Origin of the sequence: Nesterenkonia lutea, from assembly GCF_014873955.1 — a bacterium.
Lineage (GTDB): Bacteria > Actinomycetota > Actinomycetes > Actinomycetales > Micrococcaceae > Nesterenkonia > Nesterenkonia lutea.
The window spans coordinates 788312-813914 of record NZ_JADBED010000001.1 but is presented as its reverse complement, the minus strand read 5'-3'; the positions used below and the strand labels follow the sequence as shown (position 1 = coordinate 813914).

Below are 25603 nucleotides of genomic sequence, written 5' to 3'. Positions count from 1 at the left end.
TGTCTAGATGCGACCGGGTGGGTCCGTCTGCGATGCCAGGGCGCTGAGCATCTCCCGCCAGACCATCTTCCAACGGTCCACCTCTTCGGGGGAGCCGAGCTTCGTGTGCCCCACCGCCACGGAGGATCGTCCGCCGGGCTTCTCCGAGATGGTCACCGCCACTCGGGAGCCGTCGGCCAGCGCGGCTCGCCAGTACCGCCAGCGCGGGGTCGAGGAGGTGACGGGCTCCCCCTGGACCGGTACGCCGCCGAAGGCGTCCCGGCCGGCCACCAGCTGGACCCAGGCATCCAGGACCGCATCCATGTCTCCCGGACAGATCTTGGAGAGCGACGCCTGGAACTCCCCGGTGCGGGACTCCCCGGGCCGGCGCAGCCCACGATGCTGCTCATAGGCCACCGCCACGCTCTGGGCCCACCAGCCGGGATTGTCGATGCCGGAGTGCATCTGGTCATAGACGATCCCGACGATCTCGCGGTGCGGCAGCGCGCGCGCCCCGGCGTCGTCGAGGATCTGCACCCACTGCGCCCAGGACCGTCTGGTCGCGCGCTCAATCGCGGCGGTGCTGTGTTTCCTCACCATCCCTCGAGCCTACGCCGCGGGATCGGCGTCGGACAGGGTCAGCACCCCTGGAGCAGGACCTGCTGCGCTGGCGCTCAGCGGGTCCGGGCACTCCTCGGTCGGCGCTCAGCGGGTCGGCGAGGACCCGTCAACCGGCATGTTCGGGAAGTGTTCCCAGAGGTCGCGCATCTTCCGGAACGGGAGATCGTCCTGAAGCTGCTCCAGCTCCTGGACCAGCGCTGGGCGTGCGCCCGCAGCGTTGGCGGCGATCACCAGGTCCTTCGGGAGTGTGGGTGTGGCGGTGTGGTCGAATGCGGTCCTGACCGCTTCGACGAGTTCAACTCGTGTGACAACGTGCATGGTGTTCCTTCCAAGAGGGTTCTGCATGGGGTTCCCGCAGCCCTCGGCGATCGGTCACATCCGTGCTGTGGCCGAACCGCTTGTTCTGCTGCCCGGGGGGTCCGGGAGAAGATGCGGATGGTCGCGCTGAACGGTGCGCAGCCTCCACGGGTCTCTGAACAGCGCCACGGGGGTCCCGTCGCTGCGATAGAGCACTTCACAGTCCTGCCGTTCACGCAGGATCTCGGCGGCCTGCTCGTCGATGTCTCGTGCCACGGAGTACTCCAGCGGCTCGAAGGACACCGAGGCCCCGAAGTCTGATTCCATCCGGGCCGAGACGACTTCGAACTGCATCGGACCCACGGCGCCCAGCACCGGCCGCTGCTGGCCTCGCCGCTCAGAGAAGAAGACCTGGATGACGCCTTCGCGATCCAGCTGTTCGATGCCCTTGCGGAACTGCTTGTGCTTGCTGGCGTCGCCGGTCTTGCCCACCCGGAAGTGCTCCGGGGCGAAGGGCTTGAACGGCGGGAACATCACGCGCTGGCCCGCGTAGAGAGTGTCCCCGGGCCGCAGCGAGGACGCGTTGACCAGACCGACGACGTCGCCGGGCCAGGCGGTGTCCACCGTGGTGCGGTCGCGGCCGAAGACCTGCTGGGAGTACTTGGTGGGGAAGGGCTTCTCGGACTGGGCGTGAGTGGCGACCATCCCACGCTCGAAGACCCCGGAGCAGATGCGCATGAACGCGATGCGGTCGCGGTGGGCCTTGTCCATCCCCGTCTGGACCTTGAAGACATAGCCGCTGAAGTCGGAGGTGATCGGGTGCGGCGACCCTTCCTCGTCGGGACGGTCCTGGGGGTGCGGGCCCTCCTCCATGAGGAAGCGCAGCAGCTCCTCGACGCCGATGTTCTGCACCGCAGAGGCGAAGAACAGCGGAGTGGCCTCCTGAGAGAGGAACGCATCTCGGTCATAGAAGCTGCCGTCGACCTCCAGCAGCGAGGACTCCTCCACGGCGGTCTGCCATTCCACGGGGTACTCGGTCTCGGCGATCTCGGCGGAGAGCGGCTCGGCGAGGACCTTCTTGGCGCCGCCGGGGGCGCGGACGTAGCGGTTCATGCTCATCGCGTCGGGGTGGAGCAGCCCGAGCATGTGTCCGGAGTCGCCGACGGGCCAGTTGCGCGGCATCGACCGCATGCCGGTGCGGGTGAGGATCTCATCCACCAGCTCCAGAGCGGTCTGTCCCGGGCGGTCCCATTTGTTGATCACGGTGATGACCGGCAGGGACCGGGCGCGGCAGACCTCGAAGAGCTTCATGGTCTGCGCCTCCATGCCCTTGGCGGCATCGATCAGCATGATCACGGCGTCCACGGCGGCCAGCACGCGGAAGGTGTCTTCGGAGAAGTCGGCGTGACCAGGGGTGTCCACCAGATTCACGACGGCCTCGCCCACCTTGAACTGCAGGACGGCCGAGCTCACGGAGATCCCGCGGGCCTTCTCCATGTCCATCCAGTCCGAGACGGTGCCCCGGCGTCCTGCTTTGCCGTGGACGGCACCGGCCTCGGTGATCGCGTCCGAGTGCAGCAGCAGGGCCTCACTCAACGTGGACTTGCCCGCATCGGGATGCGAGATCACCGCGATGGTGCGGCGAGACAAGGCCTCCTCTAAGATCTGCTTGGTGTCTGCTTCCATCACACCTCAGACTCTACGCTGACGCAGGGGGAGAGTTGAATCCGCGGCGTGCTGTGAGGGCACCGTCACAGACCACCGTCTCGTCGACCACCGTTCCAGGAGCCAGCCATCAGTTCCCGCCGCATCCCGATGAAACGCTCGCTCCTGTGGTGGTCGGCGGTGCTGGCGGCCGGGCTGCTCTCCGCGATGACGTTTCCTGGTCAGACCGCCGGACTCTCGGTCTTCACCGACCCGCTGATCGCCGAACTGGACATCGACCGGACAGCGATCTCGCTGAGCTACCTCGTGGGCACCCTGATCGGCGCCTCGGCGCAGCCGCTGGTCGGCCGGGCGCTGGATCGCTGGGATGCGCGCGCGGTGATCATGTGCATCGGCGCCGGGTTCGCTCTGATCCTCTTCCTGATCAGCTTCGTCACCGAGACCCTGGGCCTGACCGTCGGGTTCATAGGTGTCCGCATGGCGGGCCAGGGAGCGCTGAGCCTGGCGGCCACCACCGCCGTGGCCCGAGCCGTGACCGAGCGCCGGGGCCTCGCTCTGGGGATCTCCGCAGCCATCGGCTCGGCAGGCATCTCGCTGGCGCCCATCGTCCTGGAGCGGCTCATCTCTGCGGTTGGCGTCCACGCGGCCTGGCGATGGGAGGCCCTGGCGGTGCTTCTGCTGGTGCTGCCCGCCGCAATGCTGGTGAAGTCTGCCCACCGGCGCGAAGCGCCCGGAACCGTGCCCGTGGCCGCGACGGGGTGGACTAGGGCCCAGGCGCGCCGCACCGGCATGTTCTGGGTGATCTGCGCGGCCACATCTTCCACCTCGATGCTGAGCACCGCCCTGGTCTTCCACCAGATCGCCGTCCTGGGTGATCAGGGCCTCTCGCCCCTGGAGGCCGCGGCGAACTTCCTGCCGCAGACCGTCACGGCGCTGCTGAGCACGCTGCTGGTTGGGGCGCTGATCGACCGCACCAATCCGCGGATCTGGCTCGTCGCCTCGATGGCGTTCCTGGCGGCGTCGATGCTGTTCATACCCCTGGCCGCTCCGGGAGTGATGGCGATCCTCTACGGACTGCTGCTGGGCTGTGCCCAGGGGTCCCAGCGCGGCATGGAGGCCGCTTCCATGGTGCGCTACTTCGGAGTGCTGCACATCGGTTCCATCCGTGGACTGTCCGTGTCCCTGAGTCTTGCGGCCTCCGCATTCGGCCCCTACGCGCTGGCGTTCGGCGCGGAGCTGGCCGGCGGCTTCGTGCTGCCGATCATGGTCCTGAGCGTCATTCCGCTCGCTGTCCTGGTGGCCGGTCTGCTCGTGAAGGATCCGCGGGATCCGGAGGACGCCCCCAAGGCCAGGGCGGGCGCCTGAATGCGGGGAGGCCCTCAGCTCGCGCTCGGTGGCATGTCTCCCACCATGTCCGGCGCCCCTGGACGCAGACAACCACGGGGCGGGCCCAGGGACACGACATCAGGACGGTGAGCGACCGGCAGGGGCGGTAGCGTGGAAGGTGGAACACGGTCCCGTCCCCACAGCCGGTGACAGGACCCAGAACTTTCGATCAACAGTCACCGTTCTGACCCCACCTCGAAAGGACGCACCATGAAGACCAGAGCAGCTGTCGCCGTCGCACCGGAGACCGATCTCGAGATCCAAGAGCTGAATCTCGACGAGCCGCGTCCAGATGAGCTCCGCGTGAAGATGATCGCCTCGGGGGTGTGTCACACCGACGCCATCATCCGCGACCAGTGGTACCCGGTGCCGCAGCCGGTGGTCCTCGGCCACGAGGGCGCAGGCATCGTGCAGGAGGTCGGCTCTGCAGTCTCCGGATTCGAGGTGGGCGACAAGGTCGTGATCGGACCGTCATTCTGCAGCGCATGCAAACAGTGCCTCTCGGGTCACCCGATGTACTGCGAGATCTTCTACGAGCGGAACTTCGGCGTGCAGCGCGGCGACGGCTCAACGGCCTTCAGCACAGAAGACGGAGAGTCCGTGGGGTCACACTTCTTCGGCCAGTCCTCCTTCGCCGAGTACACCAACGTTCCCGCGCATGGCGCCGTCAAGGTTCCAGAGGACGCCCCCCTGGAGCTTCTCGGCCCGCTGGGCTGCGGCATCATGACCGGCTCGGGCGCCGTGTTGAACGTGCTCAAGCCCAAGCCGGGCTCGTCGATCATCATCTTCGGCACCGGCGCCGTGGGCATGGCCGGAATGCTGGCCGCCAAGGCCGCCGGCGCGTCCACCATCATCATGGTCGACATCGTCCCCGAGCGTCTTGAGTTCGCCAGAGAGCTGGGCGCGACCCACACCGTCAACTCCAAAGAGACCGACCCGGTCGAGGCGGTCAAGGAGATCACCGGAGGAGGCGCCGAGTACGCCCTGGACACCACCGGCGTCCCCCAGGTCTTCTCGCAGATGACGAAGTCACTGGGGGTGCGGGGACATGGGGCCCTGGTCGGCGCAGCGAAGCTCGGCACCGAGGCACCCTTCGACATCGGCACCCTGCTGGTCTCCGGCATCACCATCACGCTGGTGATCGAAGGAGACGCAGTGCCCAAGGAGTTCATCCCGCGTCTGATCGCGCTGCATCAGGATGGGAGATTCCCCTTCGACAGGCTCACGAAGACCTATCCCTTCGCTGAGATCAACAGGGCCTTCGCGGATTCCGCCGCAGGAACCACGCTGAAGCCGATCATCACCTTCTAGAGCGGTTCACCGAGGGCGGCATTCCACAGTGCGTGGGGTGCCGCCCTCTTGCGTGTGATGGACCGCATCTTCAGAGACATCCCAGCTCAGCTCGTGCCGCAGTCCGGACGCGTCCCGAGGACACATTAGGTATTTAGGTGACGTTTGTATAGGTTATTTCTGCAAGGACACCCTTGCTCGAGATGGTGACCCGGGGCTCTTCCTGCGCCGGGGTACAGCCCTCGTGACCCACTTCTGAAGGAGATCGTTCGTGCGCACCTCAGGTTTCACTCGGCTTCTGGCACTGTCCGCGACGAGTGCCCTCGTCCTCACCGGGTGCGGCGGGGATTCCACGGCCGCCCAGTCGGAGGCCGAGCCGGCCGCCTCCGAGGCCACGGACGAGTTCCCGATCACCGTGGAGCATGCCTTCGGCGAGACCGAGATCACCGAGGCCCCGGAACGCGTGGCGACCGTCGCCTGGGCCAACCACGAGGTTCCGCTGGCCCTGGGCATCGTTCCGGTCGGCATGGCCGAGGCGAACTTCGGCGACGACAACGGTGATGGCGTTCTGCCCTGGGTGGAGGAGCGGCTGGACGAGCTCGACGCCGAGACTCCGGTGCTCTTCGATGAGACCGATGGCATTGACTTTGAAGCAGTGGCAGACACGGACCCGGATGTGATCCTTGCCCCGTATTCCGGTCTGACCCAGGAGGACTACGACACCCTCTCCGAGATCGCGCCCGTGGTGGCCTTCCCCGAATCGGCCTGGGCCACCGAATGGCGCGACGTCATCTCCCTGGGCGCCCAGGGGCTGGGCATGTCCGCAGCCGGTGAGGAGCTGATCGCAGATCTGGAGACCGAGATCGACGAGGCCGTCGCCGAACACCCCAACCTCGAGGGCAAGTCGACCATGTTCCTGACCCACGTGGACACCACCAACCTCAGCGAGGTCAACTTCTACACCTCCCATGACACCCGGACGGCGTTCTTCGAGGACCTCGGCATGACGATGCCGGCGAGCATCGAGGAAGCCTCGGCCGAGACCGGTCAGTTCTCCGGAACCGTCAGCGCTGAAGAGGTCGACACGTTCTCCGACGTGGACATCATCGTCACCTACGGGGACGAGGAGCTCGTCGACATCCTCGAATCCGACGAGCTTCTCTCGCAGATGCCGGCGGTGGCCAACGGGGCGATCGTTCCCCTGCCCAGTGACGGTCCCATCGGCACGGCGTCAAACCCCACCCCGCTGGCCATCTCCTGGGTGCTCGATGATTACCTCGACCTGCTGGACGAAGCAGCAGCGCACTCCGAGTGAGCGCACTGACCGCGGTCGGCACTCGCCGCACCACCTACGAGCACGCCCGTCGCAAGCGGATCTCCTATCTTCTTGCGATCACTGGACTGCTTCTGGTGCTTGCCACAGCGTCGATCGCAGTCGGCGTCAGGACCATCCCGCTGAACGAGGTGCTCGCAGGAATCCAGGGATCGGCAGAGGACCTGGAGCAGGCGGTCATCGACAAGCGGATCGTCAGGACCGTGCTGGCGATCCTGCTCGGTGCGGCGCTGGGGGTTGCGGGGACCGTGATGCAGGGTGTCACCCGCAACCCTCTGGCCGACCCCGGCATTCTCGGGGTGAACATGGGAGCGGCGCTGGCCGTGGTGATCGGCATCGCCTGGTTCGGCATGTACCGACCCGGGAGCTTCGTCTGGGTGGGGATCCTCGGGGCCGGCATGGCCGCGGTGTTCGTCTACGTGGTCGGCTCCCTCGGCCGCGGCGGTGCCACGCCGTTGAAGCTGGCGCTCGCCGGCGCGGCGACCACTGTCGCGTTTTCCTCATTCATCAGCGCTGTCGTGCTGCCCCGCAACGACATCGCCGACGGGGTCCGCTCCTGGCAGATCGGCAACGTCTCCGGCGCGACGACGGACAACGTGCTCACGTTCCTGCCCTTCTTCCTGGCGGGAACTGTCCTGTGCTGGGCCTCGGCCCGTGGACTCAACTCGCTGGCTCTGGGGGACGACCTCGCAGCCGGACTGGGCGAACACGTCATCCTCACGCGCGCGGCGGCCTCGGCCGGGGCGGTCATCCTCTGCGGTGCCGCCACCGCGATGGCGGGGCCCATCGGATTCGTCGGGCTGGTCATACCGCACGTCGTCCGACTGATGGTCGGCGTGGATCACCGCTGGATGATGCCGTTCTCCGCGCTGGGCGGTGCAGCGCTGCTCAGTGCCGCAGACATCCTCGGGCGGGTCGCCGCCCGCCCTGCCGAGATCGACGTCGGGATCATCACCGCGCTGATCGGCGGTCCGTTCTTCATCTACATCGTCCGAAAGCACAGGGTCCGCGAGCTGTGAACCACCTCCCTGCAGACCTCAGCTCCGCGCGCCTCGGCGCTGCGCACGCCAGTGCACAGACCATTAGTGCACAGACCACCAGTGCGCGGGCCATCGCCGCGTCGAGGCGCGTGCGCTCCCGGCGCCGCCTGACGGTGATCCTCGTGCTCAGCCTCCTGGCCCTGACGGTGTATCTGCTCTCCCTCACAGTGGGCCGCACCTTCTACCCGCTGACTGACGTGATCCAGGTGGCGCTGGGTGCCGACGTCGAGGGCGCGAACTTCACCATCGGCACGATCCGCCTGCCGCGGGCCACACTGGCGGTCCTCGTCGGGTTCTGCTTCGGTCTGGCCGGAGTCACCTTCCAGACGATGCTGCGCAACCCGCTGGCGAGCCCCGACATCATCGGCATCAGCTCAGGGGCCAGCGCCGCAGCCGCGATCGCCATCATCTTCTTCTCCGCCAGCGGAGCCACGGTCTCCCTGGTCGCCATCAGCGCAGGCCTGGCCGTCGCGCTGCTCATCTACCTTCTGGCCTACCGCGACGGGGTCTCGGGGACACGTCTGATCCTGATCGGCATCGGCATCACCGCGATGCTGGAGAGCCTCATCGCCTACGCGCTGTCCCAGGCCGCGGAATGGGACCTGCAGGCGGCGATGCGATGGCTCGCCGGAAGTCTCAACGGCGCGAGCTGGGAGGCGACCATCCCCGTCGCCCTGGCGCTGCTGGTGCTCGGGCCGATCCTGCTCGGCCAGGCCAAGAACATCGGAGCGCTCCAGCTCGGTGATGACACCGCCTCCGCCTTGGGCGTGAGGGTGGAGCGGACTCGGCTCTCACTCATCCTCTGCGCCGTGGGGCTGATCGCCTTCGCCACCGCCGCAGCGGGCCCGATCGCCTTCGTCGCCTTCCTCTCGGGTCCCATCGCTGCCCGGCTGATCGGACCCAACGGGTCCCTGCTGCTGCCCTCCGCCCTGGTGGGCACGCTGCTGGTCCTCGTGGCCGATTTCACCGGCCAGTACCTCTTCGGCACCCGCTACCCGGTCGGCGTCGTCACCGGAGTGCTCGGCGCGCCCTATCTGGTCTATCTCATCGTTCGCGCAAATCGCTCCGGAGGCTCCATATGACCGCCGCCCATACCCTCTCAGTGCACTCCCTCACGCTGGGGTACGGGGATCACACAGTCATCGAGGATCTCGACCTGAGTGTCCTGCCCGGCAGGATCACGGCCGTGGTGGGCGCCAATGCCTGCGGCAAATCCACGCTGCTGCGCTCCGTCGCAAGGCTGCTCCGCCCCACGGCCGGGCAGGTTCTTCTTGACGGCAAGCAGGTGCACCATACGCCCGCCCGGGAACTTGCCCGCACGATGGGGCTGCTGCCCCAGTCCCCCATCGCGCCGGACGGCATCACTGTCGCTGACCTTGTCGGTCGTGGACGCCACCCGCACCAGGGCTTCTTCTCTCGCTGGTCCCAGGAGGACGACGCAGCCGTCGCGGAGGCACTGAACGCCACACAGACCGCAGACCTGGCCGAACGCTCCGTGGACGAGCTCTCCGGCGGACAGCGTCAACGCGTCTGGATCGCCATGGCGCTGGCCCAGCAGACGGATGTGCTGCTCCTCGACGAGCCGACGACGTTCCTCGATGTCAGCCATCAGATCGAGGTGCTCGATCTGCTCACAGATCTGAATCGGACGCGGGGAACCACCATCGTCATGGTGCTGCATGATCTCAATCTGGCCGCTCGCTACGCGGACCACATCGCCGCGCTGGTGGAGAAGAACCTCTACGCGCTGGGCACGCCCGAGGATGTGCTCACCACGGAGATGGTGCGCGAGGTGTTCAAGCTGGAGAGCCAGATCATCATCGATCCGATCTCACACAAACCGCTGATGCTGCCCATAGGTCGCCACCACAACTGAGGCTGTGTGCCGCTCAACGGCTCGCAGTGCACACCCAGACTGTGCGGTGGGCCTGGGGTTCCAGCTCCAGGTCCGCAGCTGGTGCAGTCACCAGGTCTTCCAGGGCGGCGCGATCTACTCCCGCCAGGGTCTCCAGATGCTGAAAACGCCTGAGCCACTGCCGCGCATTCTCCCAAGCGGCGAGGGTCACCGGGGCGGTGGTCCTCAGCTGGGTCTTCGTGACGACGAACCCCGCGTCCTCGAGGGTCGTGGTCCAGTCGCGGTGCCGATTCCACCCCTCGGCGTCCGCGGCCGCGTGGCACCGCTGCTCAAGCAGCGCCTGTCTCGGCTCGCTCAGGAAGCTCGGAAGACTCGCAAGTTCGACGACGACGAGGGTCCCGCCCGTCGCCAGCGCCTTTCGTGCATCTGAGAGGAGCTGACCCGGGTCGGCGACATGGTGCAGGGACGAGGAGGCCCAGACCAGGTCGATCCGGCCCGAACTCAGCTCGGGGAAACCCTCATCGAGGTCGGCCGCCACGGCGGTGAAGCCCTCGTCCCGCAGCCGCTGAAGCATCCGTGGGTCATTGTCGACGGCGGTGATGGTGGCCTCGGGGAACCTGTCGCGCAGCAGCCTGCTCCCGGTGCCGGTACCGGCCCCCAGGTCGACGACGACGCGTGCGGAAATCAGGCCGGAGAGGTCCAGCGCCGAGGCCAGTCCCGCGCCGAAGACTTCGGCATCCAGGTCCAGGACACGGGGAAGGTCATGATCGGCAGGCTGGGCGTGAGTGTGGTGATCCATAGACCTACCGTAGAACTCATGAGCGCTATCAGCAGACCGTCTTGCCATATCCGCAAGAACCGGCGCGGGCGGGTCAACCACCGAGAAGATCGGGATGCATCGAGTGGCTAGCGACCTGACGAATCACCTTTCATATATGTGATAGTTGAACGATGGATATTCAATACCGGGTGCCGGCGCTGGCGATTGCTGTGACCGCTCTCCTCGGCATGTCGGGATGCACCGGGCAGGCTGAGAGTTACTCAGACCTGACTCAGGCGGCGGACGGCGAGAAGAGCGTTCCCGACGCGATCCCTGACTCCGCGCGGGGGAATTTCGATGCCGAATCCATCCGCTGGATCGGTGAGCATGAGGGCAGCGAGCTGTGGCTGGGCACTGCCGCGGACAGCCGAGGGGTGTGCCTTCTGCTGTACCCGGATCCCGAGCGTTGGGTCGTCGGCTGCACCGACGGCGCGGTGTTGAGCCTGAATCGGGGCGGTGCCTGGGATTACCACGTGCGCCCGGATGACCACGCGCCTCCGAGCGAGGCCGTGCAGGTCTCTTCGAACGTCTACGTCACCAAGCGTTAGGGCCGGACCCGGGCTTTTCGAACGATGAGGCGAAGCCTGGGGGAGCAATCCCCACACCTTCAGGTTGACGTGACCTTATGCGCTGCACCATAGTGTCACTGTCACCTTAAGGAGTCTGACCCATGACCGCGCCGTCGAACCTGCAGATCGAGCTCGCCGTCAGCACCGTCGTGTTCGCGCTGCGCCCCCACCCCGAGTCGGGCGAGCTCACCCTCTGGCTGCCCCTGGTGCGCCGCATCCGGGAACCCTTCCTCGGTCAGTGGGCCCTGCCCGGCGGCCCGCTGGAACCCGAACAGGACCTGGTCAGCTCCGCCCGCGCCACACTGTTGGACACCACGGGCCTCGCCCCGCGCCACCTGGAGCAGCTCTACGCCTTCGGAGACGTGGACCGCTCCCCGGCCAGCACCCGGGTCGTCTCCATCATCTACTGGGCGCTGGTCCGCGCCGATGAGGATGCCGCCGCCGTGGAGGGGGAGAACCTCGAGTGGTTTCCCGCCGATGACATCACCGAGGAGGCCGGGGTCCTCGCCTTCGATCACGGTGTGATTCTGGCCTACGCCCTGGACCGGCTGCGCGCGAAGGTCACCTACTCCCCCATCGCCCACGCCTTCCTCCCCGAGCAGTTCCCGCTGGCGGAGCTGCGCCGGGTCTATGAGGCCATCCTGAACCGGGCGCTGGACCCCTCGAACTTCCGTCGCCAGATCCTCGCCCAGGGCACGGTCGAGGACACCGGCGAGCGCATGACCGGGACCGCACACCGCCCCCCGCGGCTCTACCGCTCCAATCCGCACCGCACCCGTTACACCCTCACCATCCAGGAGACGCCATGACGGCCTCGGTCCATGACCTGATCACGCTGACCCCCAAGGATTCCTGCAACACCGAGCTGGCCGCCGGTCCCTGGGACTTCGACACGGCCCCCGGCTACGGTCCCGGCTCCTCCCAGACAGATCGAGTCCCGGACCCGGTCTCCCGGCCGGGCCAGCTTCCCGAGCGCTATCAGCTGATGAGTGACACCGAGCTGCACGAGCGGATCGTCGCGGCCAAGGCGACACTCGGCGAGGAACTGGTCATCCTGGGCCACTTCTACCAGCGCGACGAGGTGGTGCAGTACGCGGACTTCGTCGGTGATTCCTTCCAGCTGGCCAAGGCGGCACTGAGCAGACCGGAGGCGAAGACCATCGTGTTCTGCGGCGTCCATTTCATGGCGGAGACCGCGGACATCCTCTCCACCCCGGAACAGGCCGTCATCCTGCCCAACCTCGCCGCCGGCTGCTCCATGGCGGACATGGCGGACGAGTCCTCGGTGGAGACCGCCTGGGAGGAGATCTGCGAGACCTATGGCGTGGACCCGGAGAACGTCACCGAAGATACCGAGGGCAGGCTGCCCATCATTCCGGTGACCTACATGAACTCCTCCGCCGCACTGAAGGCCTTCTGCGGACGCCACGGCGGGATCGTCTGCACCTCCTCGAACGCCTCCACCGTGCTGGAATGGGCCTTCGAGCGCGCCCACCGCGTGCTGTTCTTCCCCGACCAGCACCTGGGGCGCAACACGGCCAAGGCGATGGGGGTGCCCCTGGAACAGATGCCGCTCTGGAACCCCCGCCAGGCACTGGGCGGGAGCACCGCCGAACAGCTTCGCGACGCCAAGGTCCTGCTCTGGCACGGCTTCTGCTCCGTGCACAAGCGTTTCACCGTGGACCAGATCACCCAGGCCCGTGCGAAGAACCCGGAGGTGAAGATCATCGTGCACCCCGAATGCCCGATGGAGGTCGTGGACGCCGCCGACGCGGCCGGCTCCACTGATGCGATCCAGAAGTTCATCGCCGCCTCCTCCCCGGGCGACACCATCGGGATCGGGACCGAGATCAACATGGTCAACCGGCTCGCCGCGCAGCACCCGGACCGGACCATCTTCTGCCTGGACCCGGTGATCTGCCCCTGCTCCACCATGTACCGCGTCCACCCGGGCTATCTCGCCTGGGTGCTGGAAGAGCTGGTCCAGGGCCGCGTGAACAACCAGATCAGCGTGGAATCCGGCGTCGCCGAGCACGCCAAGATCGCCCTGGACCGGATGCTCGCCGCCAAGCCGAAAGCCTGAGAGGACCCTGTGGACGCACAACTCTCCTCCCGCGAGATCGACGCGGTCATCACCTTGGCGCTCGCCGAGGACATCCCCTTCGGCGACCTGACCAGCCTGGCCTTCGTGCCGGCCCAGGCCACGGCTCAGGCTCAGCTGGTGGCCCGAGAGCCCGGAGTCCTGGCCGGGGGCGAGATCTTCGCCCGCACCTTCGCGGCACTGGATGCCGACGTCGTCGTCAGGCTCCAGACCGACGACGGCGCCCGATTCCGTTCCGGAGATGTCCTGGCCCGCGTGCAGGGCCCCGCCCGGGCGATCCTCGGCGCCGAACGCGTGGCACTGAACCTGATCCAGCGACTCTCCGGGGTGGCCACGCTGACCAGTGACCATGTCGCGGCAGTGGCCGGCACCGGCGTGCGAGTCACCGATACCCGCAAGACCACTCCCGGGCTGCGCGCGCTGGAGCGCTACGCAGTGCGGTGCGGGGGTGGGCACAACCACCGGTTCTCCCTCTCGGATGCGGTCATGGCCAAGGACAATCATCTGGCGCTGGTGGGCGACTCACCCCAGGCACTGACGGCAGCGATCCGCGGTGCCCGCGAGCGCCTGCCGCACACCACCCATATCGAGGTGGAGGTGGACCGGGTCGACCAGATCGACGCCGTGCTCACCGGGGGCGCGGACACGATCATGCTGGACAACTTCTCACTGGAGGACCTCCGGCGCGGAGTGGACCTCATCGGCGACAAGGCCCTCATCGAGGCCTCCGGCGGAGTGGACCTGGAGACCATCGGGGCGATCGCTGCCACCGGGGTGGACATCATCAGCGTGGGTGCGCTGACCCACGGCGCCCGCGCACTGGACCTGGGGCTGGACATGGGACTGGATATGGAACTGGATGCGAGCGGCGATAGGGGCCTGGATGTGAGCGGCGATATGGGCGCAGATGCGGGTGGGGACACGAGCGGCGACGCGGCTGGGCTGGAGCTGCCGCGCCCGTGATCTACCTGGACGAGTCCGCCGCCGCCCCGGTCAAGCGCCAGGTGCTCGAGGCGATGTGGCCGCACCTGACCGGTCATGCCAATCCATCCAGCGTCCATGAGCCCGGGGCCGCGGCGTCCCGGGCTCTGGAGTCCGCGCGGGCCGAGGTCGCCATGCATCTCAATGCCCGCCCGGCGGAGATCATCTTCACCTCGGGCGGAACGGAGTCCGACAACGCCGCGCTGAAAGGGATCGCGCTCGCGGATCCCCGCGGCCGGCATGTGTTGATCTCCGCGCTGGAGCACCCTGCGGTCACCGAATCAGCCGCCTGGCTGGGTCGGCTGGGCTACGAGGTGGAGACCGTGCCCGTGGACGAGGACGGTCTCGTCTCCGCTGAGGCGCTCGCAGTCCGACTGCGCGAGGACACCACGTTGGTCTCCGTCGCCTGGGCCAACAACGAGGTGGGCACGGTCCAGGACATCGCCGCGCTGGCGTCCCTCTGCGCAGAGCATCGCGTGCCCTTCCACACCGACGCGGTGCAGGCCGCGGGGACGCTGCCGCTCGATGTGCAGACGCTCGGGGTCAGCGCGATGAGCCTGGCCGGTCACAAGCTCGGCACTCCCAAAGGCATCGGTGCGCTGTACCTGCGCCGTCGGACGCCCTTCGAGCCGCTGATCCACGGGGGCGGGCAGCAGCGGGACCTGCGCTCAGGAAGCGAGAACGTGGCCGGGGCGGTGGGCATGGCGGCCGCGCTGACTCTTGCTGCTGACACCGACGTGGAGGCGCTGGCGCGGCGTCGAGACGAATTCATCGCTGCGGTGGAGTCCCGCGTGCCCCGGGCGCGGCTGACCGGTCATCGGACGCAGCGGCTCGCCGGGCACGCCTCCTTCGTCCTGCCCGGACGCAGCGGCGAATCCACGCTGCTGGACCTCGAGCGTCAGGGGATCTTCTGCTCCTCGGGATCGGCCTGCGCGGCCGGGTCCGGCGAACCCAGCCCCGCGCTGCTGGCCATGGGGTACTCCGCCGAGGTGGCGCAGAGCGCGGTGCGGTTCAGCTTCGGGGCCTCCGTGTCCTCCGGTGACCTCGCCCGGGCAGCGGAATCACTGCCTCTCGGCCCCTGACTTCTGGCACGCAGGAGCGGGCCCGGCGGATCGGCGCTGCGGGCGTAAGGTGATCACGGGCCTGTCCTCTGTCTGGTCGGCAGGCTTGCACCGAGACGATGAAGATTGACGCTTTGAACACTGACACTGCGAATCCCAGGAGCTCCCATGTATGTTCCCGCTGAAGACCGCTACGAGAACGCGGAGTACCGCCGCGTGGGCCGCTCCGGCCTGGTGCTGCCCCCGCTCTCGCTGGGGCTCTGGCACAACTTCGGTGACGACTTCGCCCTGGAGAACCAGCGCGAGATCATCCATATGGCATTCGACCACGGGATCACCCACTTCGATCTCGCCAACAACTATGGACCTCCTGCCGGGTCCGCGGAGATCAACTTCGGGCGGATCCTGCGCGAGGACTTCGCGGGGCTGCGTGACGAGCTGATCATCTCCACCAAGGCCGGATGGGACATGTGGCCAGGGCCCTATGGCGGACCGACCGGCAGCCGCAAGCACCTGCTCGCCAGCCTGGATCAGTCGCTGAACCGGATGGGGCTGGACCACGTGGACATCTTCTACTCCCACCGTCCTAACGCTGATACTCCGCTGGAGGAGACGATGTCCGCCCTGGACACGGCAGTTCGCTCCGGCAAGGCGCGCTACGCCGGCATCTCTTCCTATTCCTCGGAGGACACCCGCAGGGCAGCGGCGATTCTGAAGGATCTCGGCACGCCGCTGCTGATCCACCAGCCCTCCTACTCGATGCTCAACCGCTGGATCGAGACCGAGGGACTGCTCGACGCTGTCGAGGAGGTCGGCGCCGGGGTCATCGGCTTCAGCGCACTGGCCCAGGGGATGCTGACGGACAAGTACCTGGACGGAGTGCCCTCGGACTCACGTGCCGCGACCAAGGGCTCCTTCCGCGAGGACTTCCTCACCGAGGAGAACCTCAAGCACATCCGGGCCCTCAATGACATCGCCGCGGAGCGCGGTCAGAGCCTCGCCCAGATGGCGCTGGCCTGGGCGCTGCGTGACGACCGAGTCAGCTCCCTGGTCATCGGAGCCAGCCGTCCCGAGCAGCTCAAGAGCAATCTGGCGGCGCTGGATCAGCGCAGCTTCTCCCAGGAAGAGCTGGCCGCGATCGATGAGCACGCCGTCGACGGAGGCATCGACATCTGGAGCACTGCACGGGAGAGCACCAGCAGCTGAGGCTGGACCGGTGCTGGCCCGGTTCCGGACCGGCCGGTGGGGCGGGGAGAGTTCCCCGCCCCACCGGTCGACCAGCTGGGCCGGGTGCCCCGATGCAACCTCGAGCCGGATCATGCGATAGACTTTCCTGGTGCTTCCGGCGGTTTCGCTGGGAGGATTTCGGGCTATAGCGCAGCTTGGTAGCGCGTCCGTCTGGGGGACGGAAGGTCGTGGGTTCAAATCCCGCTAGCCCGACCACATCTTCATCTGGAGCAAGGGAAGCAGCCCGGACCACACGGTTCGGGCTGCTTTTCTTTCCGCTCTGCGTTTTACCGGGCCCTCCGAGGAATACCGCCACGACGGTAGGCCCGGTAGAGCACGGAGGGGGAGGTAAAACGCTGGGGTTAGGGTAGCGACCATGACTGATCCCGACGCCACCGCCGCCGAGACCACCAACACTCAGACCTCTGACACCCCCGGCACCCCCTCCCCGCGGTTGCGCACCCGGGTGCCGCTGCGCTGGGGCGATATGGACGCCTATGGGCATATCAACAACGTCGAGGTCATCCGTCTGCTCGAAGAAGCGCGGATCCGAGCCTTCGGAGCACCCGCGAACACCGGATGTCCAGTGGGCGAGCCGCTCTCGCCGCTGTTCAACGAGCTGCCCGAGGGTGCGCAGGCGCTCGTCGTCGAACACCGGGTCCGTTACCTGGCAAGCCTTGAGTATCGTGACGTGCCTGCCGAGATCGACGTCTGGGTGACCAATCTCAAGGGCGCCGGCCTGACCCTGGCCTACGAGGTCCGTGACGGGGTGAACGGCGCGCGCTGTGTGCTCGCCGAGACCCAGCTGGCGTTCCTCGACACACCCACCGGAAGGCTGCTGCGGCTCACAGCAGAGCAGCGAGAACGTGCCGCGAAGTTCCTGGCGGATTCCCCCTTCCGCAGGTGACGACACGCCAGCGAGGTGACGCTCTGCCCGATCGTGACCCGCGTTCCTCCCCGCAAATCCCAGATTCACACCCCAAGCCTGGATACGATCAAACTCATGCTTCCCCGCGAATACCTTCCCCATCGCGGTCAGGAGGCCAGACCCGCCCGGCACAGCTTCAGGTTCCGGGCGCTCGGTCTTGCCACTGCCGCACTGCTGCTGACCTCATGCAGCCCTGCCGTCTTCCAGCCTGCCTCGGTCCAGGCGGAGGGGATCCAGGCCGCCCCTGCCTTCGATGAGGGCCGCCAGACCAGCAGCGAGTCCGACAGCCCTGACGACGACGCCCAGCCCGCCGTCTCCGCCGCGCAGCAGGGCGCCGAAGCCGTTGAGCAGAACGCCGGCACGGCGGCGGAGGCCCCCCTTCCGGCGCTGGCCGCTGAGGTGAAGAATTCCCGGGACGCTCAGCGCGAGGCGGCCGCAGACGGGGTGGCGGCCCTCTCGGAGGCCCGGGAGCGACACCAGGCGCAGCTCGACGCGGAGGCGGAGCAGCTCGCACGGGAACAGGCCGAAGCCGAGGAGGAGGCAGAGCGCGAGCAGCAGCGGCAGGAGGACGCGGCCGAAGAGTCGGCGGAGGAGTCTGCCGAAGACGAGGAGCCGACGCAGCCGGAGACCCCCGCGCAGCCGACTCCTGACCCGGATGAGCCAGCGCCAGAGGGCCCCGATGACTTCCCCACCTTCACCGGTGACCTCGACACCTACCTAGGCGAGCTCGCCGAGTCGCACCCGGGGGACATCTCGATCAGCGTCACCGAGCTCGGCGGCCAGGGCCGCAGCGGGTCCACGGCCGGCAGCGAATCACGGGTCAGCGCCAGCACCTATAAGCTCTTCGTGGCCTACGGCATCCTGGAACGGGTCGAGTCCGGGGAGCTGGACTGGGACGACCCTGTGGACGGGGGACGTGACCGCGAGACCTGCTTCAATGACATGATCACGGTCAGCGACAATCCCTGCGCGGATGTCTTCCGTGATGAGATCGGCTGGCGAGGCCTGCGTGACATCGCCGCGGAGACCGGCGGTCCCACCACAGATTTCATCCCCTCCTACACCCGCACCTCCACCAATGACCTGACCGCGTTCCTCGCCCGTCTCGAGACTGGCTCGCTGAACCTGAGCGCGGAGAGCCGCTCCCGGCTGCTGGGGGCCCTGGAAGGCAACATCTACCGTGCAGGCGTGCCCGCCGGCAGCGCAGGCGCCGTGCTGAACAAGGTCGGCTTCATCCAGGGATACCTCAACGACGCCGCGATCGTTCGGCACCCGCAGGGAACCTACGTGATCTCGATCCTGTCCGACGGCTCGGACTGGGAATCCATCGCCTCGATCACCCGGCAGGTCGAGGCCGCCCTGTACTGAGCGGTCTGCGCCCGGATCAGATTCCTGCGCAGCGCGCGAAAGAGGCCCCGGCGGATGCCGAGGCCTCTTTCCTGTCATCTGGGTCTGCGGTCCCCTATTTGCGCTTGCGCTTCTCGCGCACCCGCATCGAGACCTCGATCGGTGAGCCGGTGAAGTCGAAGGTCTCGCGCAGCCGGCGCGTGATGAATCGGCGGTAGCCCGGGTCCAGGAATCCGGTGGTGAACAGCACGAAGCGCGGGGGCTTCGTGGAAGGCTGGGTGGCGAACAGGATCCGGGGCTGCTTGCCGCCGCGCACCGGGTGCGGGGTCGCCGCGACCAGCTCACCGAGGAAGGCGTTGAGCCGACCGGTGGAGATGCGTCGGCCCCAGCTGGCCAGCGAGGTCTCCAGTGCGGGGGCCAGCTTGTCCTTGTGCCAGCCGGTCAGCGCGGAGACGTTGACCCGTGGGGCCCAGGCGATATGGGCCAGGTCCCGGGAGACCTCACGTTCCAGGTAGTAGCGGCGCTCCTCGTCCATCAGGTCCCACTTGTTGTAGGCGATCACCAGGGCGCGTCCGGAATCCACGGCCATCTGGATGATGCGCACATCCTGCTCAGAGACCGGATCTTCCACCGAGAGCAGGACGACGGCAACCTCAGCCTTGTCCAGCGCACGCTGGGTGCGCAGCATGGCGTAGTACTCAGAGCCGGAGGCCATGTGCTGACGACGACGGATGCCCGCAGTGTCCACGAAGCGCCAGGTCTGCCCACCGAGTTCGATGAACTCATCGACAGGGTCCATGGTGGTCCCGGCCACGGCGTCGACGACCACGCGCTCGGATCCGGCGAGCTTGTTCAGCAGCGAGGACTTGCCCACATTGGGCCGACCGACCAGCGCCACGCGGCGCGGCCCGCCGGTGGGGACCATCCCGCCATGCTCGGCGAACTCGGGCAGCGCCTTCACCGCGGCGTCGAGCAGGTCACCGGTTCCGGTGCCGTGCAGGGCGGAGACCGGGTAGGGCTCTCCGAGGCCGAGGTTCCAGAGTCCGTAGACCTCACTCATGTGCGAGGGGGCGTCGACCTTGTTGGCCACCAGCAGGACCGGTTTCTTCTTGCGCCGCAGCATCCGCACCACGGCCTCATCCACGGCGGTGGCGCCGACCAGACCGTCGACCACGAACACGACGGCGTCTGCCTCGTCCACGGCCATCTCGGCCTGCTCGGCGACGCGCTTGTGCATGCCGCGGGCATCCTGCTCCCAGCCGCCGGTGTCCACCAGGGTGAAGTCCTTGCCGTTCCACTCCGCGTCATAGGAGACGCGGTCCCGGGTCACGCCGGGCACATCTTCGACCACGGCCTCCTTGGAGCGCGTGATGCGGTTGACCAGGGTGGACTTGCCCACGTTCGGGCGTCCGATCACGGCCAGGGCCGGCGGCGCGGCGACGTAGGGCTCGTAGTCCTCATCGTCCTCGTCGTATTCCAGGACGGCGGCGTCCTCTTCGGCCAGCTCGTAGTCCGAGAGCCCGGCACGCAGGGCGCGCGCCCTGGCCTCGGCCTCCTCCTCGGTGATCGCGGCGAGGCGCTCGGCCAGCCGATCGTCCTCCACGGGCGGAACGTATTCCGCGGGCTCGGAGGAATTGTTGTCAGCGTGATTCGCCACGGGATGCTCCTGCAGATGGGGTCGAGAGTGGTTCGGCAGAGACTGCGTGCACGCGCTGGGTCAGCGTGTCCACGGTCTCCTGAAAGGTCAGATCCGAGGAGTCCAGCACGGCGACGCCGTCGGCGGCCTCGGTGAAATTGGATGCGGTGGAGTCGCGGGTGTCACGATCGATCACCTGGCGTCGCAGCGCCTCGGCGGTCTCGGTGCCGCCGAGCTGGAGGCCGCGGCGGCGCAGCCGGGCCTCGGCGGAGGCGGTGAGCAGCACGCGCACCTGCGCATCGGGGGCCACCACGGTGGTGATGTCCCGTCCCTCGGCGACGATGAAGCCGGAGTCGTCGATGATCCGTCGCTGCGCGGCGACCAGCAGCGCACGGGCGGCGCGGTTGGTGGCGACCTCGGAGACGCGCTCCGAGATCCGGGTCTCGCGGACGGCGTCGGTGACGTCGACGGAGCCCACCATGATGACCTGGTGCTCCGGGTCGGTGGAGATCTTCAGCGGCACCTCTTCGACGGCGACGGCTACGGCCTGCTCGTCGTCGAGGTCCACGCCCTGGGCCAGGCAGTACCAGGTGGCGGCGCGGTACATCGCCCCGGTGTCCAGGTAGGCGGCGCCGAGCTGGGTCGCCACGGCGCGGCAGACGCTGGACTTCCCCGAGCCCGAGGGTCCGTCCACCGCAATGATCAGCCGCTGTCCATCACTCACGAGAGCACTACCTTCCATCCAAGATCTGTCATCGCTGCGGCGAGCTCGTCTCGCCGTCCGGGCAGCACGGAGAGCTCCACCATGCCGACCTGGTGGCCGGCGGAGTGCTCCATGCGCATGTCTTCCACGTTGACTCCGACGCGTGCCACGTCGTTGAGCACTGCGGCGATCTGTCCGGGCCGGTCATCGACGATGACGGTGAGCACCGCGAAGGACTGCGGCGGCGCTCCGTGCTTGCCGGGCACGCGCGCCACTCCGGAGTTGCCCTCCGCGATCAGCTGCGCGATGTCCGCCTGCCTGCCGGGGGCCCGCGGGTCCTCCAGCGTGCTGATCAGCCGTTCCACATCCTGCCGCAGTCCGTAGAGGATCTCCACCACCGGGGCGGCGTTGGAGGAGAGGATCTGCACCCAGAGGCCCGGATCGGAGGCCGCGATGCGGGTGACGTCGCGCAGTCCGTTGCCCGCGAGCGCCAGCGCAGAGGTGGGTGCCTGCTGCAGCCGTGAGGCCACCAGCGAGGCGGCGATCTGCGGCAGGTGGGAGATCAGCGCCACGGATTCGTCGTGGCGGGCGGGGTCCATATGGTGCACCGTGGCTCCGAGCCGGCGCCCGACCTCCTCGGCCCAGGCCACCGCCTCGGGGGCCGAGAGCTGGACGCCGGTGGCGGGATCCACGGCGGGGCACACCACCCAGGGCATCGAGGTGAAGAGCTCACCGCGTGCGGCGACGGGACCGGACTTCTCCCGGCCGGCCATGGGGTGGGTGCCCACATACCGGCGCAGATCGGCCTCGGTCAGGGCAGCGTCCTCGTCCCGAACCTGGGCCAGCAGCAGCTGCAGGATCTCCGCCTTGGTGGAGGCGATGTCCAGCACGACGGCGTCCGGGAACCGCAGCAGCGCGGCGGAGACCTCCGCCGCAGTGGCCTCGGGCGGTGCCGCGACGATCACGATCTCGGGCACAGCGGGCCCGCCCGGCCCGGTGTCGGCCTGATCGACGGCGTCCAGGATCCTGCCCGCACCGATGTCAGCGGCGATGGACTCGGCGGTGGCGGAGGGGTCAGAGAGCAGGACCTCGTGGCCGTCGGCGCGCAGACCCAGGCCGATGCTGGTGCCCAGCAGCCCGGTGCCGCGGATGAGCACGGTGGGGGTGCGGCGCACGCTGGCCGGTGGTGCCTTGAGCAGATTCATCGTGGTTCTCCCCCGGCGCCGGGGTCGCTGCTGGTCAGGTCCAGCAGGTGGCCGAGTTCGAAGCGGCCGAGCTCGCGGACGGTGCCCTGCTGCTGGTCTCCGATGGTGAGCTCTCCGATGCCGGTGCGCACCAGGCGCAGCACGGGGTGGCCCACGTGATCGAAGATGCGCCGGACGATCCGGTTGCGCCCCGAGTGCAGCGTGACCTGCAGCATGGTGCGGCTGCCGTCGCTGCCCAGGTGCCGGTAGTCGTCCACTGCGATGGGTCCGTCCTCGAGCTCGATGCCGGCGCGCAGGGTCTTGCCCACGGCCTTGGTCACCGGGCCGGCGACTTCGACCACATAGGTCTTGGGGACCTCGTAGGAGGGGTGGGTGAGCCGGTTGGTGAGCTCGCCGTCGTTGGTGAGCAGCAGCAGACCCTCGGTCTCGGCGTCGAGGCGACCCACGTGGAAGAGCCGGGCGGCGATCATGTCCTCGGTGAGGAAGTCATTGATGGAGGGCCTGCCCTGGGGATCTGACATCGTGGTGACCACACCGGCGGGCTTGTTGAACATCACGTACTGGTGCTCCACGGCGAGGCTGACGCGCACTCCGTCCACGTGGATGGTGACCTGGTCCGGCGTCACCCGGATGCCGGGCTCGATGACGACCTTGCCGTCCACGGCCACTCGTCCCTCGGAGATCAGTGCCTCACAGACCCGACGGGAGGCGACCCCGGCCTGGGCCAGGACCTTCTGCAGCCGGATCCCCTCAGGGTCATGCACGGCGGTGAAGTTCTCCTCGGCCTCGTCACGGCGGGGCTTGGCGCGGCCTGTGCCCGTGGAGATCATCCGTTGGGGATCCTCTGAGGAGAAGGGTCCGCCCGACTGGCCGGCCTTCGGGGTGCGCGCGGCCCGGGCAGCTCGGGGCTCTCGCCGCTGCGAACTGTCCGCATGGCGGTCGGTGCCCGAAGAATTCATGGTCTCCATTCTATCGGGAGTGTCCAATCCTCCGGTCCACTCTCCGCGGCCGCTCAGCCTTCCTCGCCCAGCTCTCCCGCGGCTTCGATCCCCGGCAGGTGCGGGGACAGCTGGGGCAGCTCCTGCACCGAGTTGATCCCCAGCCGTTCCAGCAGGTCCGCGGTGGTCGTGTAGAGCGTGGCGCCGGTCAGCGGATCGGTCCCCGCGGTGTCCACGAGTCCCCGATGGACCAGGGTCCGGACCACCCCGTCCACGTTGACCCCACGGATCGCGGCCACCTGAGAGCGGGCCACGGGCTGCCGGTAGGCGATCACGGCGAGGGTCTCCAGCGCGGCCTGGGAGAGCCGGGTGGTCGCTCCCCCCAGGACGAAGGCGGAGACCTGCTCGGCGTAGTCCGCCCGGGAGTAGTAGCGGTATCCGCCGGCGATCTCCCGCAGCTCGTAGCCGCGCCGGCGCGAGCCCTCGGTGATCCCGTCGATGTCCAGGCGCAGCGCGTCGAGCACGGCGATCACCTGATGCTCGGGGATCTCCAGGGCCACGGCGAGCTCGGCGGCCGGCACGGGCTCCTCGGTGATCATCAGCACCGCCTCCGCAGCGGCGAGAAGGTCCTCGCTGATCGATTCAGTCATCGCTGCTGCGCTCCTTCGTAGGCGTGTCGGGGTGCGCGGGCCCCGGGATCTGCGGCTCACGGCTCAACTCATGATTCGGCTCACGGCTCAACTCATGCTGCGGCTCATGGCTCGACTCATGATTCGGGTCAGGGTTCGGCTCAGGGTTCGACTGCGCGTCGGCCGGCGGCACGCGGGTCTCCCCCGCCTCCCATTCCGCGGCTGCGCGCTCCATGGCCGGAATCTCTCCCGCCGCGGGCCCGGACCAGGTGACCGTGAGCTCGCCCAGGGGTGCCTGTTGTTCGAAGGCCACGTCCCGGTCGCGGTAGAGCTCGAGCAGCCCGAGGAAGCGGACGACGACGACGAGTCGGCTCTGCGCCCCTTGGATGAGTTCGGTGAAGCTGACGGCCCCCGCCTCCCGCAGCATCCGGGTCATCACCGCCATCTCCTCAGCGATGTCCACGCTCTGGGCATGGAGGTGTTCGAACCTGATGTGGTCCGGCTCCATGGCGGGACGGGCGAAGGCTCGCTCGGCGATGGCCCTGAGGTCCTCGGGGGTGGTCTTGAAGACCAGCTCCGGCAGCAGGTCGCTCAGCCCCGGGTGGACGCCGGGCTGCCTGGGGAACCGATCAGCGTGCTGTTGGATCTGCTCGGCGATGTGCCCGGCGATGTGCTTGAACGCGCGGTACTGCAGCAGCCGGGCGAAGAGCAGATCGCGTGCCTCCAGGGCGGCGAAGTCCTCCTCGGACTCGATCTCTCCGCCGGGAAGCAGCTGCGCGGCCTTGAGGTCCAGCAGGGTGGCGGCGATCAGGATGAAGTTCGAGGACTCGTCCAGCGCCCGATGATGGGAGAGTCCTCGCACATAGCTGAGAAACTCGTCGGTGACCGCGGAGAGCGCCACGGCGGTGACGTCCATCTCGCGCTTGGCGATGAGTCCCAGCAGCAGGTCGAAGGGGCCGTCGAAGTTGGCCAGGGACACGGTGAACGCCCCCTGCGCGGCGTCGGTCTCTCGCGCGGGGGCTGGCTCCGGCGCGGGAACCTCGACCGAGTCCGGGTCCGCCACTAAGGCGAACCACCTCGGAGGATCAGCTCGCGGGCCAGCTGGCGGTACGCCTTGGCCCCCTCGTGCTTATGGGCGTAGGCGGTGATGGGCTCGGCGGCGACCGTCGCATCGGGGAACTTCACCGAGCGCTTGATCACGGTCTCGAAGACCTTGTCCCCGAAGGCTTCGACGATGCGGGCGATGACCTCCCGGGCGTGCAGGGTGCGCAGGTCCACCATGGTGACCAGCACGCCGTCGATCTCCAGGTCGGGATTGAGCCGGTCCTGGACCTTCTCGATCGTGTCCACCAGCAGCGCCACGGCGCGCAGCGCGAAATACTCGGCCTCCAGCGGGATGAGGACACCGTGGGCGGCGGTGAGCGCGTTGACCGTGAGCAGTCCCAGGGAGGGCTGGCAGTCGATGATGATGACGTCGTAGTCATTGCGCACCTGGCGCAGCGCCCGGTCCAGGACCTGTTCGCGGGCCACCTCGTTGACGAGCTGGACCTCGGCGGCGGAGAGGTCGATGTTGGCCGGGAGCAGGTCCACGTTCTCCACGTGGGTCGAGACGATCGCGTCGCGGGTCTTGACCTCGCGCTCCATGAGCACGTTGTAGACCGTGGTCTCCAGCTCATGGGGGCTCGTGCCGAACCCTGCGGAGAGGGCGCCCTGGGGGTCGAAGTCCACCATCAGCACGCGGCGACCGTATTCGGCGAGCGCTGCGCCCATGTTGATCGAGGACGTGGTCTTGCCCACCCCGCCCTTCTGGTTGACCATGGCGATCACTCGGGCGGGGCCGTGGCTGCTCAGCGGCGCGGGATCGGCGAACTCGTGCTTGGGACGGCCCGTCGGGCCCATGATCGCGTCACCGTGGATGGTGAAGAGCTCGGTCGGCTGCGCGCTGCTCGACTCGCTCGCTTCCCGGTCAGGCGTTTCGCCCGTCCGGGCACC

Annotated in this window: 25 protein-coding genes and 1 tRNA gene; 15 read left to right on the top strand and 11 right to left on the bottom strand. The window is 68.0% G+C overall.

Annotated features, from left to right (window positions below; translation table 11 throughout):
- Nucleotides 1-3 precede the first annotated feature (3 nt).
- The 3 genes from H4W27_RS03750 to H4W27_RS03740 all read right to left on the bottom strand — a co-directional run bounded on the left by H4W27_RS03750 (nt 4) and on the right by H4W27_RS03740 (nt 2583).
- On the bottom strand, nt 4-579 hold the full coding sequence (locus H4W27_RS03750) for a hypothetical protein (RefSeq protein ID WP_192594746.1): 576 nt from the start codon (nt 577-579) through the stop codon (nt 4-6).
- A gap of 105 nt (nt 580-684) precedes the next feature.
- The gene (locus tag H4W27_RS03745) at nt 685-918 is read right to left on the bottom strand and encodes a hypothetical protein (protein WP_192594745.1); all 234 of its coding nucleotides are present in this window, start codon (nt 916-918) and stop codon (nt 685-687) included.
- A gap of 54 nt (nt 919-972) precedes the next feature.
- Nucleotides 973-2583, bottom strand: coding sequence for a peptide chain release factor 3 (locus tag H4W27_RS03740; RefSeq protein WP_192594744.1), 1611 nt, complete (start codon nt 2581-2583; stop codon nt 973-975).
- Nucleotides 2584-2712: 129 nt separating this feature from the next.
- Here H4W27_RS03740 and H4W27_RS03735 point away from each other — a divergent pair, with 129 nt between their 5' ends.
- From H4W27_RS03735 to H4W27_RS03710, 6 genes are all read left to right on the top strand, one after another.
- A complete protein-coding gene (locus H4W27_RS03735) occupies nt 2713-3927 on the top strand; it encodes an MFS transporter (RefSeq protein ID WP_225938991.1) in 1215 nt (404 codons plus the stop codon).
- Nucleotides 3928-4158: 231 nt separating this feature from the next.
- On the top strand, nt 4159-5259 hold the full coding sequence (locus H4W27_RS03730; protein WP_192594743.1) for an NAD(P)-dependent alcohol dehydrogenase: 1101 nt from the start codon (nt 4159-4161) through the stop codon (nt 5257-5259).
- A 250-nt stretch (nt 5260-5509) separates the two neighbouring features.
- A complete protein-coding gene (locus tag H4W27_RS03725; protein ID WP_318782121.1) occupies nt 5510-6553 on the top strand; it encodes an iron-siderophore ABC transporter substrate-binding protein in 1044 nt (347 codons plus the stop codon).
- A gap of 5 nt (nt 6554-6558) precedes the next feature.
- Complete coding sequence (locus tag H4W27_RS03720) at nt 6559-7590, top strand: FecCD family ABC transporter permease (protein WP_225939243.1); 1032 nt, start codon at nt 6559-6561, stop codon at nt 7588-7590.
- Nucleotides 7587-8693 (top strand): FecCD family ABC transporter permease, encoded by a 1107-nt coding sequence (locus H4W27_RS03715; RefSeq protein WP_404821842.1) that lies wholly within the window; start codon nt 7587-7589, stop codon nt 8691-8693. The genes H4W27_RS03720 and H4W27_RS03715 overlap by 4 nt, the downstream gene beginning before the upstream one ends.
- On the top strand, nt 8690-9487 hold the full coding sequence (locus H4W27_RS03710) for an ABC transporter ATP-binding protein (protein ID WP_192594741.1): 798 nt from the start codon (nt 8690-8692) through the stop codon (nt 9485-9487). Before H4W27_RS03715 ends, H4W27_RS03710 begins: the two co-directional genes overlap by 4 nt.
- Nucleotides 9488-9500: 13 nt before the next feature.
- On the opposite strand, the gene H4W27_RS03705 is transcribed toward H4W27_RS03710, so the two are convergent.
- Nucleotides 9501-10313, bottom strand: a complete 813-nt coding sequence (locus tag H4W27_RS03705; RefSeq protein WP_225938990.1) for a class I SAM-dependent methyltransferase — start codon at nt 10311-10313, stop codon at nt 9501-9503.
- A gap of 104 nt (nt 10314-10417) precedes the next feature.
- On the opposite strand from H4W27_RS03705, the gene H4W27_RS03700 reads away from it, so the two are divergent.
- The 9 genes from H4W27_RS03700 (at nt 10418) to H4W27_RS03660 (ending at nt 18521) form a co-directional block, all read left to right on the top strand.
- Complete coding sequence (locus H4W27_RS03700; protein ID WP_192594739.1) at nt 10418-10834, top strand: hypothetical protein; 417 nt, start codon at nt 10418-10420, stop codon at nt 10832-10834.
- Between the two features lie 122 nt (nt 10835-10956).
- The gene (locus H4W27_RS03695; RefSeq protein ID WP_192594738.1) at nt 10957-11664 is read left to right on the top strand and encodes an NUDIX hydrolase; all 708 of its coding nucleotides are present in this window, start codon (nt 10957-10959) and stop codon (nt 11662-11664) included.
- Nucleotides 11661-12938, top strand: a complete 1278-nt coding sequence (gene nadA / locus H4W27_RS03690) for a quinolinate synthase NadA (RefSeq protein ID WP_192594737.1) — start codon at nt 11661-11663, stop codon at nt 12936-12938. Before H4W27_RS03695 ends, nadA begins: the two co-directional genes overlap by 4 nt.
- Before the next feature lie 9 nt (nt 12939-12947).
- Nucleotides 12948-13919, top strand: coding sequence for a carboxylating nicotinate-nucleotide diphosphorylase (nadC, locus tag H4W27_RS03685; protein ID WP_192594736.1), 972 nt, complete (start codon nt 12948-12950; stop codon nt 13917-13919).
- Entirely contained in the window at nt 13916-15019 is a 1104-nt protein-coding gene (locus H4W27_RS03680) for a cysteine desulfurase family protein (protein ID WP_192594735.1), read from the top strand. The genes nadC and H4W27_RS03680 overlap by 4 nt, the downstream gene beginning before the upstream one ends.
- A 147-nt stretch (nt 15020-15166) precedes the next feature.
- Complete coding sequence (gene mgrA, locus H4W27_RS03675; protein WP_192594734.1) at nt 15167-16204, top strand: L-glyceraldehyde 3-phosphate reductase; 1038 nt, start codon at nt 15167-15169, stop codon at nt 16202-16204.
- Nucleotides 16205-16364: 160 nt separating this feature from the next.
- A tRNA-Pro gene (locus H4W27_RS03670) sits at nt 16365-16441 on the top strand.
- A gap of 160 nt (nt 16442-16601) precedes the next feature.
- Complete coding sequence (locus tag H4W27_RS03665; protein ID WP_192594733.1) at nt 16602-17132, top strand: acyl-CoA thioesterase; 531 nt, start codon at nt 16602-16604, stop codon at nt 17130-17132.
- A 96-nt stretch (nt 17133-17228) separates the two neighbouring features.
- Nucleotides 17229-18521, top strand: a complete 1293-nt coding sequence (locus H4W27_RS03660; RefSeq protein ID WP_192594732.1) for a serine hydrolase — start codon at nt 17229-17231, stop codon at nt 18519-18521.
- Between the two features lie 94 nt (nt 18522-18615).
- Here the strand turns inward: H4W27_RS03660 and der are convergent, their stop codons facing one another.
- From der to H4W27_RS03625, 7 genes are read right to left on the bottom strand one after another with little or no spacing between them, the layout of a single operon-like run.
- Nucleotides 18616-20103, bottom strand: coding sequence for a ribosome biogenesis GTPase Der (gene der, locus H4W27_RS03655; protein ID WP_318782381.1), 1488 nt, complete (start codon nt 20101-20103; stop codon nt 18616-18618).
- A 37-nt stretch (nt 20104-20140) separates the two neighbouring features.
- Nucleotides 20141-20878: a (d)CMP kinase gene (cmk, locus tag H4W27_RS03650; protein ID WP_192594730.1), complete on the bottom strand. Its 738-nt coding sequence runs from the start codon at nt 20876-20878 to the stop codon at nt 20141-20143.
- Nucleotides 20857-22044, bottom strand: a complete 1188-nt coding sequence (locus H4W27_RS03645) for a prephenate dehydrogenase (RefSeq protein WP_192594729.1) — start codon at nt 22042-22044, stop codon at nt 20857-20859. The genes cmk and H4W27_RS03645 overlap by 22 nt, the downstream gene beginning before the upstream one ends.
- Nucleotides 22041-23003, bottom strand: coding sequence for a pseudouridine synthase (locus tag H4W27_RS03640; protein WP_225938989.1), 963 nt, complete (start codon nt 23001-23003; stop codon nt 22041-22043). The genes H4W27_RS03645 and H4W27_RS03640 overlap by 4 nt, the downstream gene beginning before the upstream one ends.
- Nucleotides 23004-23056: 53 nt before the next feature.
- The gene (scpB, locus tag H4W27_RS03635) at nt 23057-23632 is read right to left on the bottom strand and encodes an SMC-Scp complex subunit ScpB (RefSeq protein WP_192594727.1); all 576 of its coding nucleotides are present in this window, start codon (nt 23630-23632) and stop codon (nt 23057-23059) included.
- Nucleotides 23625-24674: a segregation/condensation protein A gene (locus tag H4W27_RS03630; protein ID WP_318782118.1), complete on the bottom strand. Its 1050-nt coding sequence runs from the start codon at nt 24672-24674 to the stop codon at nt 23625-23627. Before H4W27_RS03630 ends, scpB begins: the two co-directional genes overlap by 8 nt.
- Complete coding sequence (locus H4W27_RS03625; protein ID WP_192596402.1) at nt 24674-25510, bottom strand: ParA family protein; 837 nt, start codon at nt 25508-25510, stop codon at nt 24674-24676. The genes H4W27_RS03630 and H4W27_RS03625 overlap by 1 nt, the downstream gene beginning before the upstream one ends.
- Nucleotides 25511-25603: the final 93 nt, after the last annotated feature.

Excerpts from the sequence above, each read along its gene's own strand:
- H4W27_RS03750 (WP_192594746.1), bottom strand. The coding sequence starts at position 579 with ATGGTGAGGAAACACAGCACCGCCGCGATTGAGCGCGCGACCAGACGG.
- H4W27_RS03745 (WP_192594745.1), bottom strand. The coding sequence starts at position 918 with ATGCACGTTGTCACACGAGTTGAACTCGTCGAAGCGGTCAGGACCGCA.
- H4W27_RS03740 (WP_192594744.1), bottom strand. The coding sequence starts at position 2,583 with ATGGAAGCAGACACCAAGCAGATCTTAGAGGAGGCCTTGTCTCGCCGC.
- H4W27_RS03735 (WP_225938991.1), top strand. The coding sequence starts at position 2,713 with ATGAAACGCTCGCTCCTGTGGTGGTCGGCGGTGCTGGCGGCCGGGCTG.
- H4W27_RS03730 (WP_192594743.1), top strand. The coding sequence starts at position 4,159 with ATGAAGACCAGAGCAGCTGTCGCCGTCGCACCGGAGACCGATCTCGAG.
- H4W27_RS03710 (WP_192594741.1), top strand. The coding sequence starts at position 8,690 with ATGACCGCCGCCCATACCCTCTCAGTGCACTCCCTCACGCTGGGGTAC.
- H4W27_RS03705 (WP_225938990.1), bottom strand. The coding sequence starts at position 10,313 with ATGGCAAGACGGTCTGCTGATAGCGCTCATGAGTTCTACGGTAGGTCT.
- H4W27_RS03700 (WP_192594739.1), top strand. The coding sequence starts at position 10,418 with ATGGATATTCAATACCGGGTGCCGGCGCTGGCGATTGCTGTGACCGCT.
- H4W27_RS03695 (WP_192594738.1), top strand. The coding sequence starts at position 10,957 with ATGACCGCGCCGTCGAACCTGCAGATCGAGCTCGCCGTCAGCACCGTC.
- nadA (WP_192594737.1), top strand. The coding sequence starts at position 11,661 with ATGACGGCCTCGGTCCATGACCTGATCACGCTGACCCCCAAGGATTCC.
- mgrA (WP_192594734.1), top strand. The coding sequence starts at position 15,167 with ATGTATGTTCCCGCTGAAGACCGCTACGAGAACGCGGAGTACCGCCGC.
- H4W27_RS03665 (WP_192594733.1), top strand. The coding sequence starts at position 16,602 with ATGACTGATCCCGACGCCACCGCCGCCGAGACCACCAACACTCAGACC.
- H4W27_RS03660 (WP_192594732.1), top strand. The coding sequence starts at position 17,229 with ATGCTTCCCCGCGAATACCTTCCCCATCGCGGTCAGGAGGCCAGACCC.
- cmk (WP_192594730.1), bottom strand. The coding sequence starts at position 20,878 with ATGGAAGGTAGTGCTCTCGTGAGTGATGGACAGCGGCTGATCATTGCG.
- H4W27_RS03645 (WP_192594729.1), bottom strand. The coding sequence starts at position 22,044 with ATGAATCTGCTCAAGGCACCACCGGCCAGCGTGCGCCGCACCCCCACC.
- H4W27_RS03640 (WP_225938989.1), bottom strand. The coding sequence starts at position 23,003 with ATGAATTCTTCGGGCACCGACCGCCATGCGGACAGTTCGCAGCGGCGA.
- scpB (WP_192594727.1), bottom strand. The coding sequence starts at position 23,632 with ATGACTGAATCGATCAGCGAGGACCTTCTCGCCGCTGCGGAGGCGGTG.
- H4W27_RS03625 (WP_192596402.1), bottom strand. The coding sequence starts at position 25,510 with ATGGGCCCGACGGGCCGTCCCAAGCACGAGTTCGCCGATCCCGCGCCG.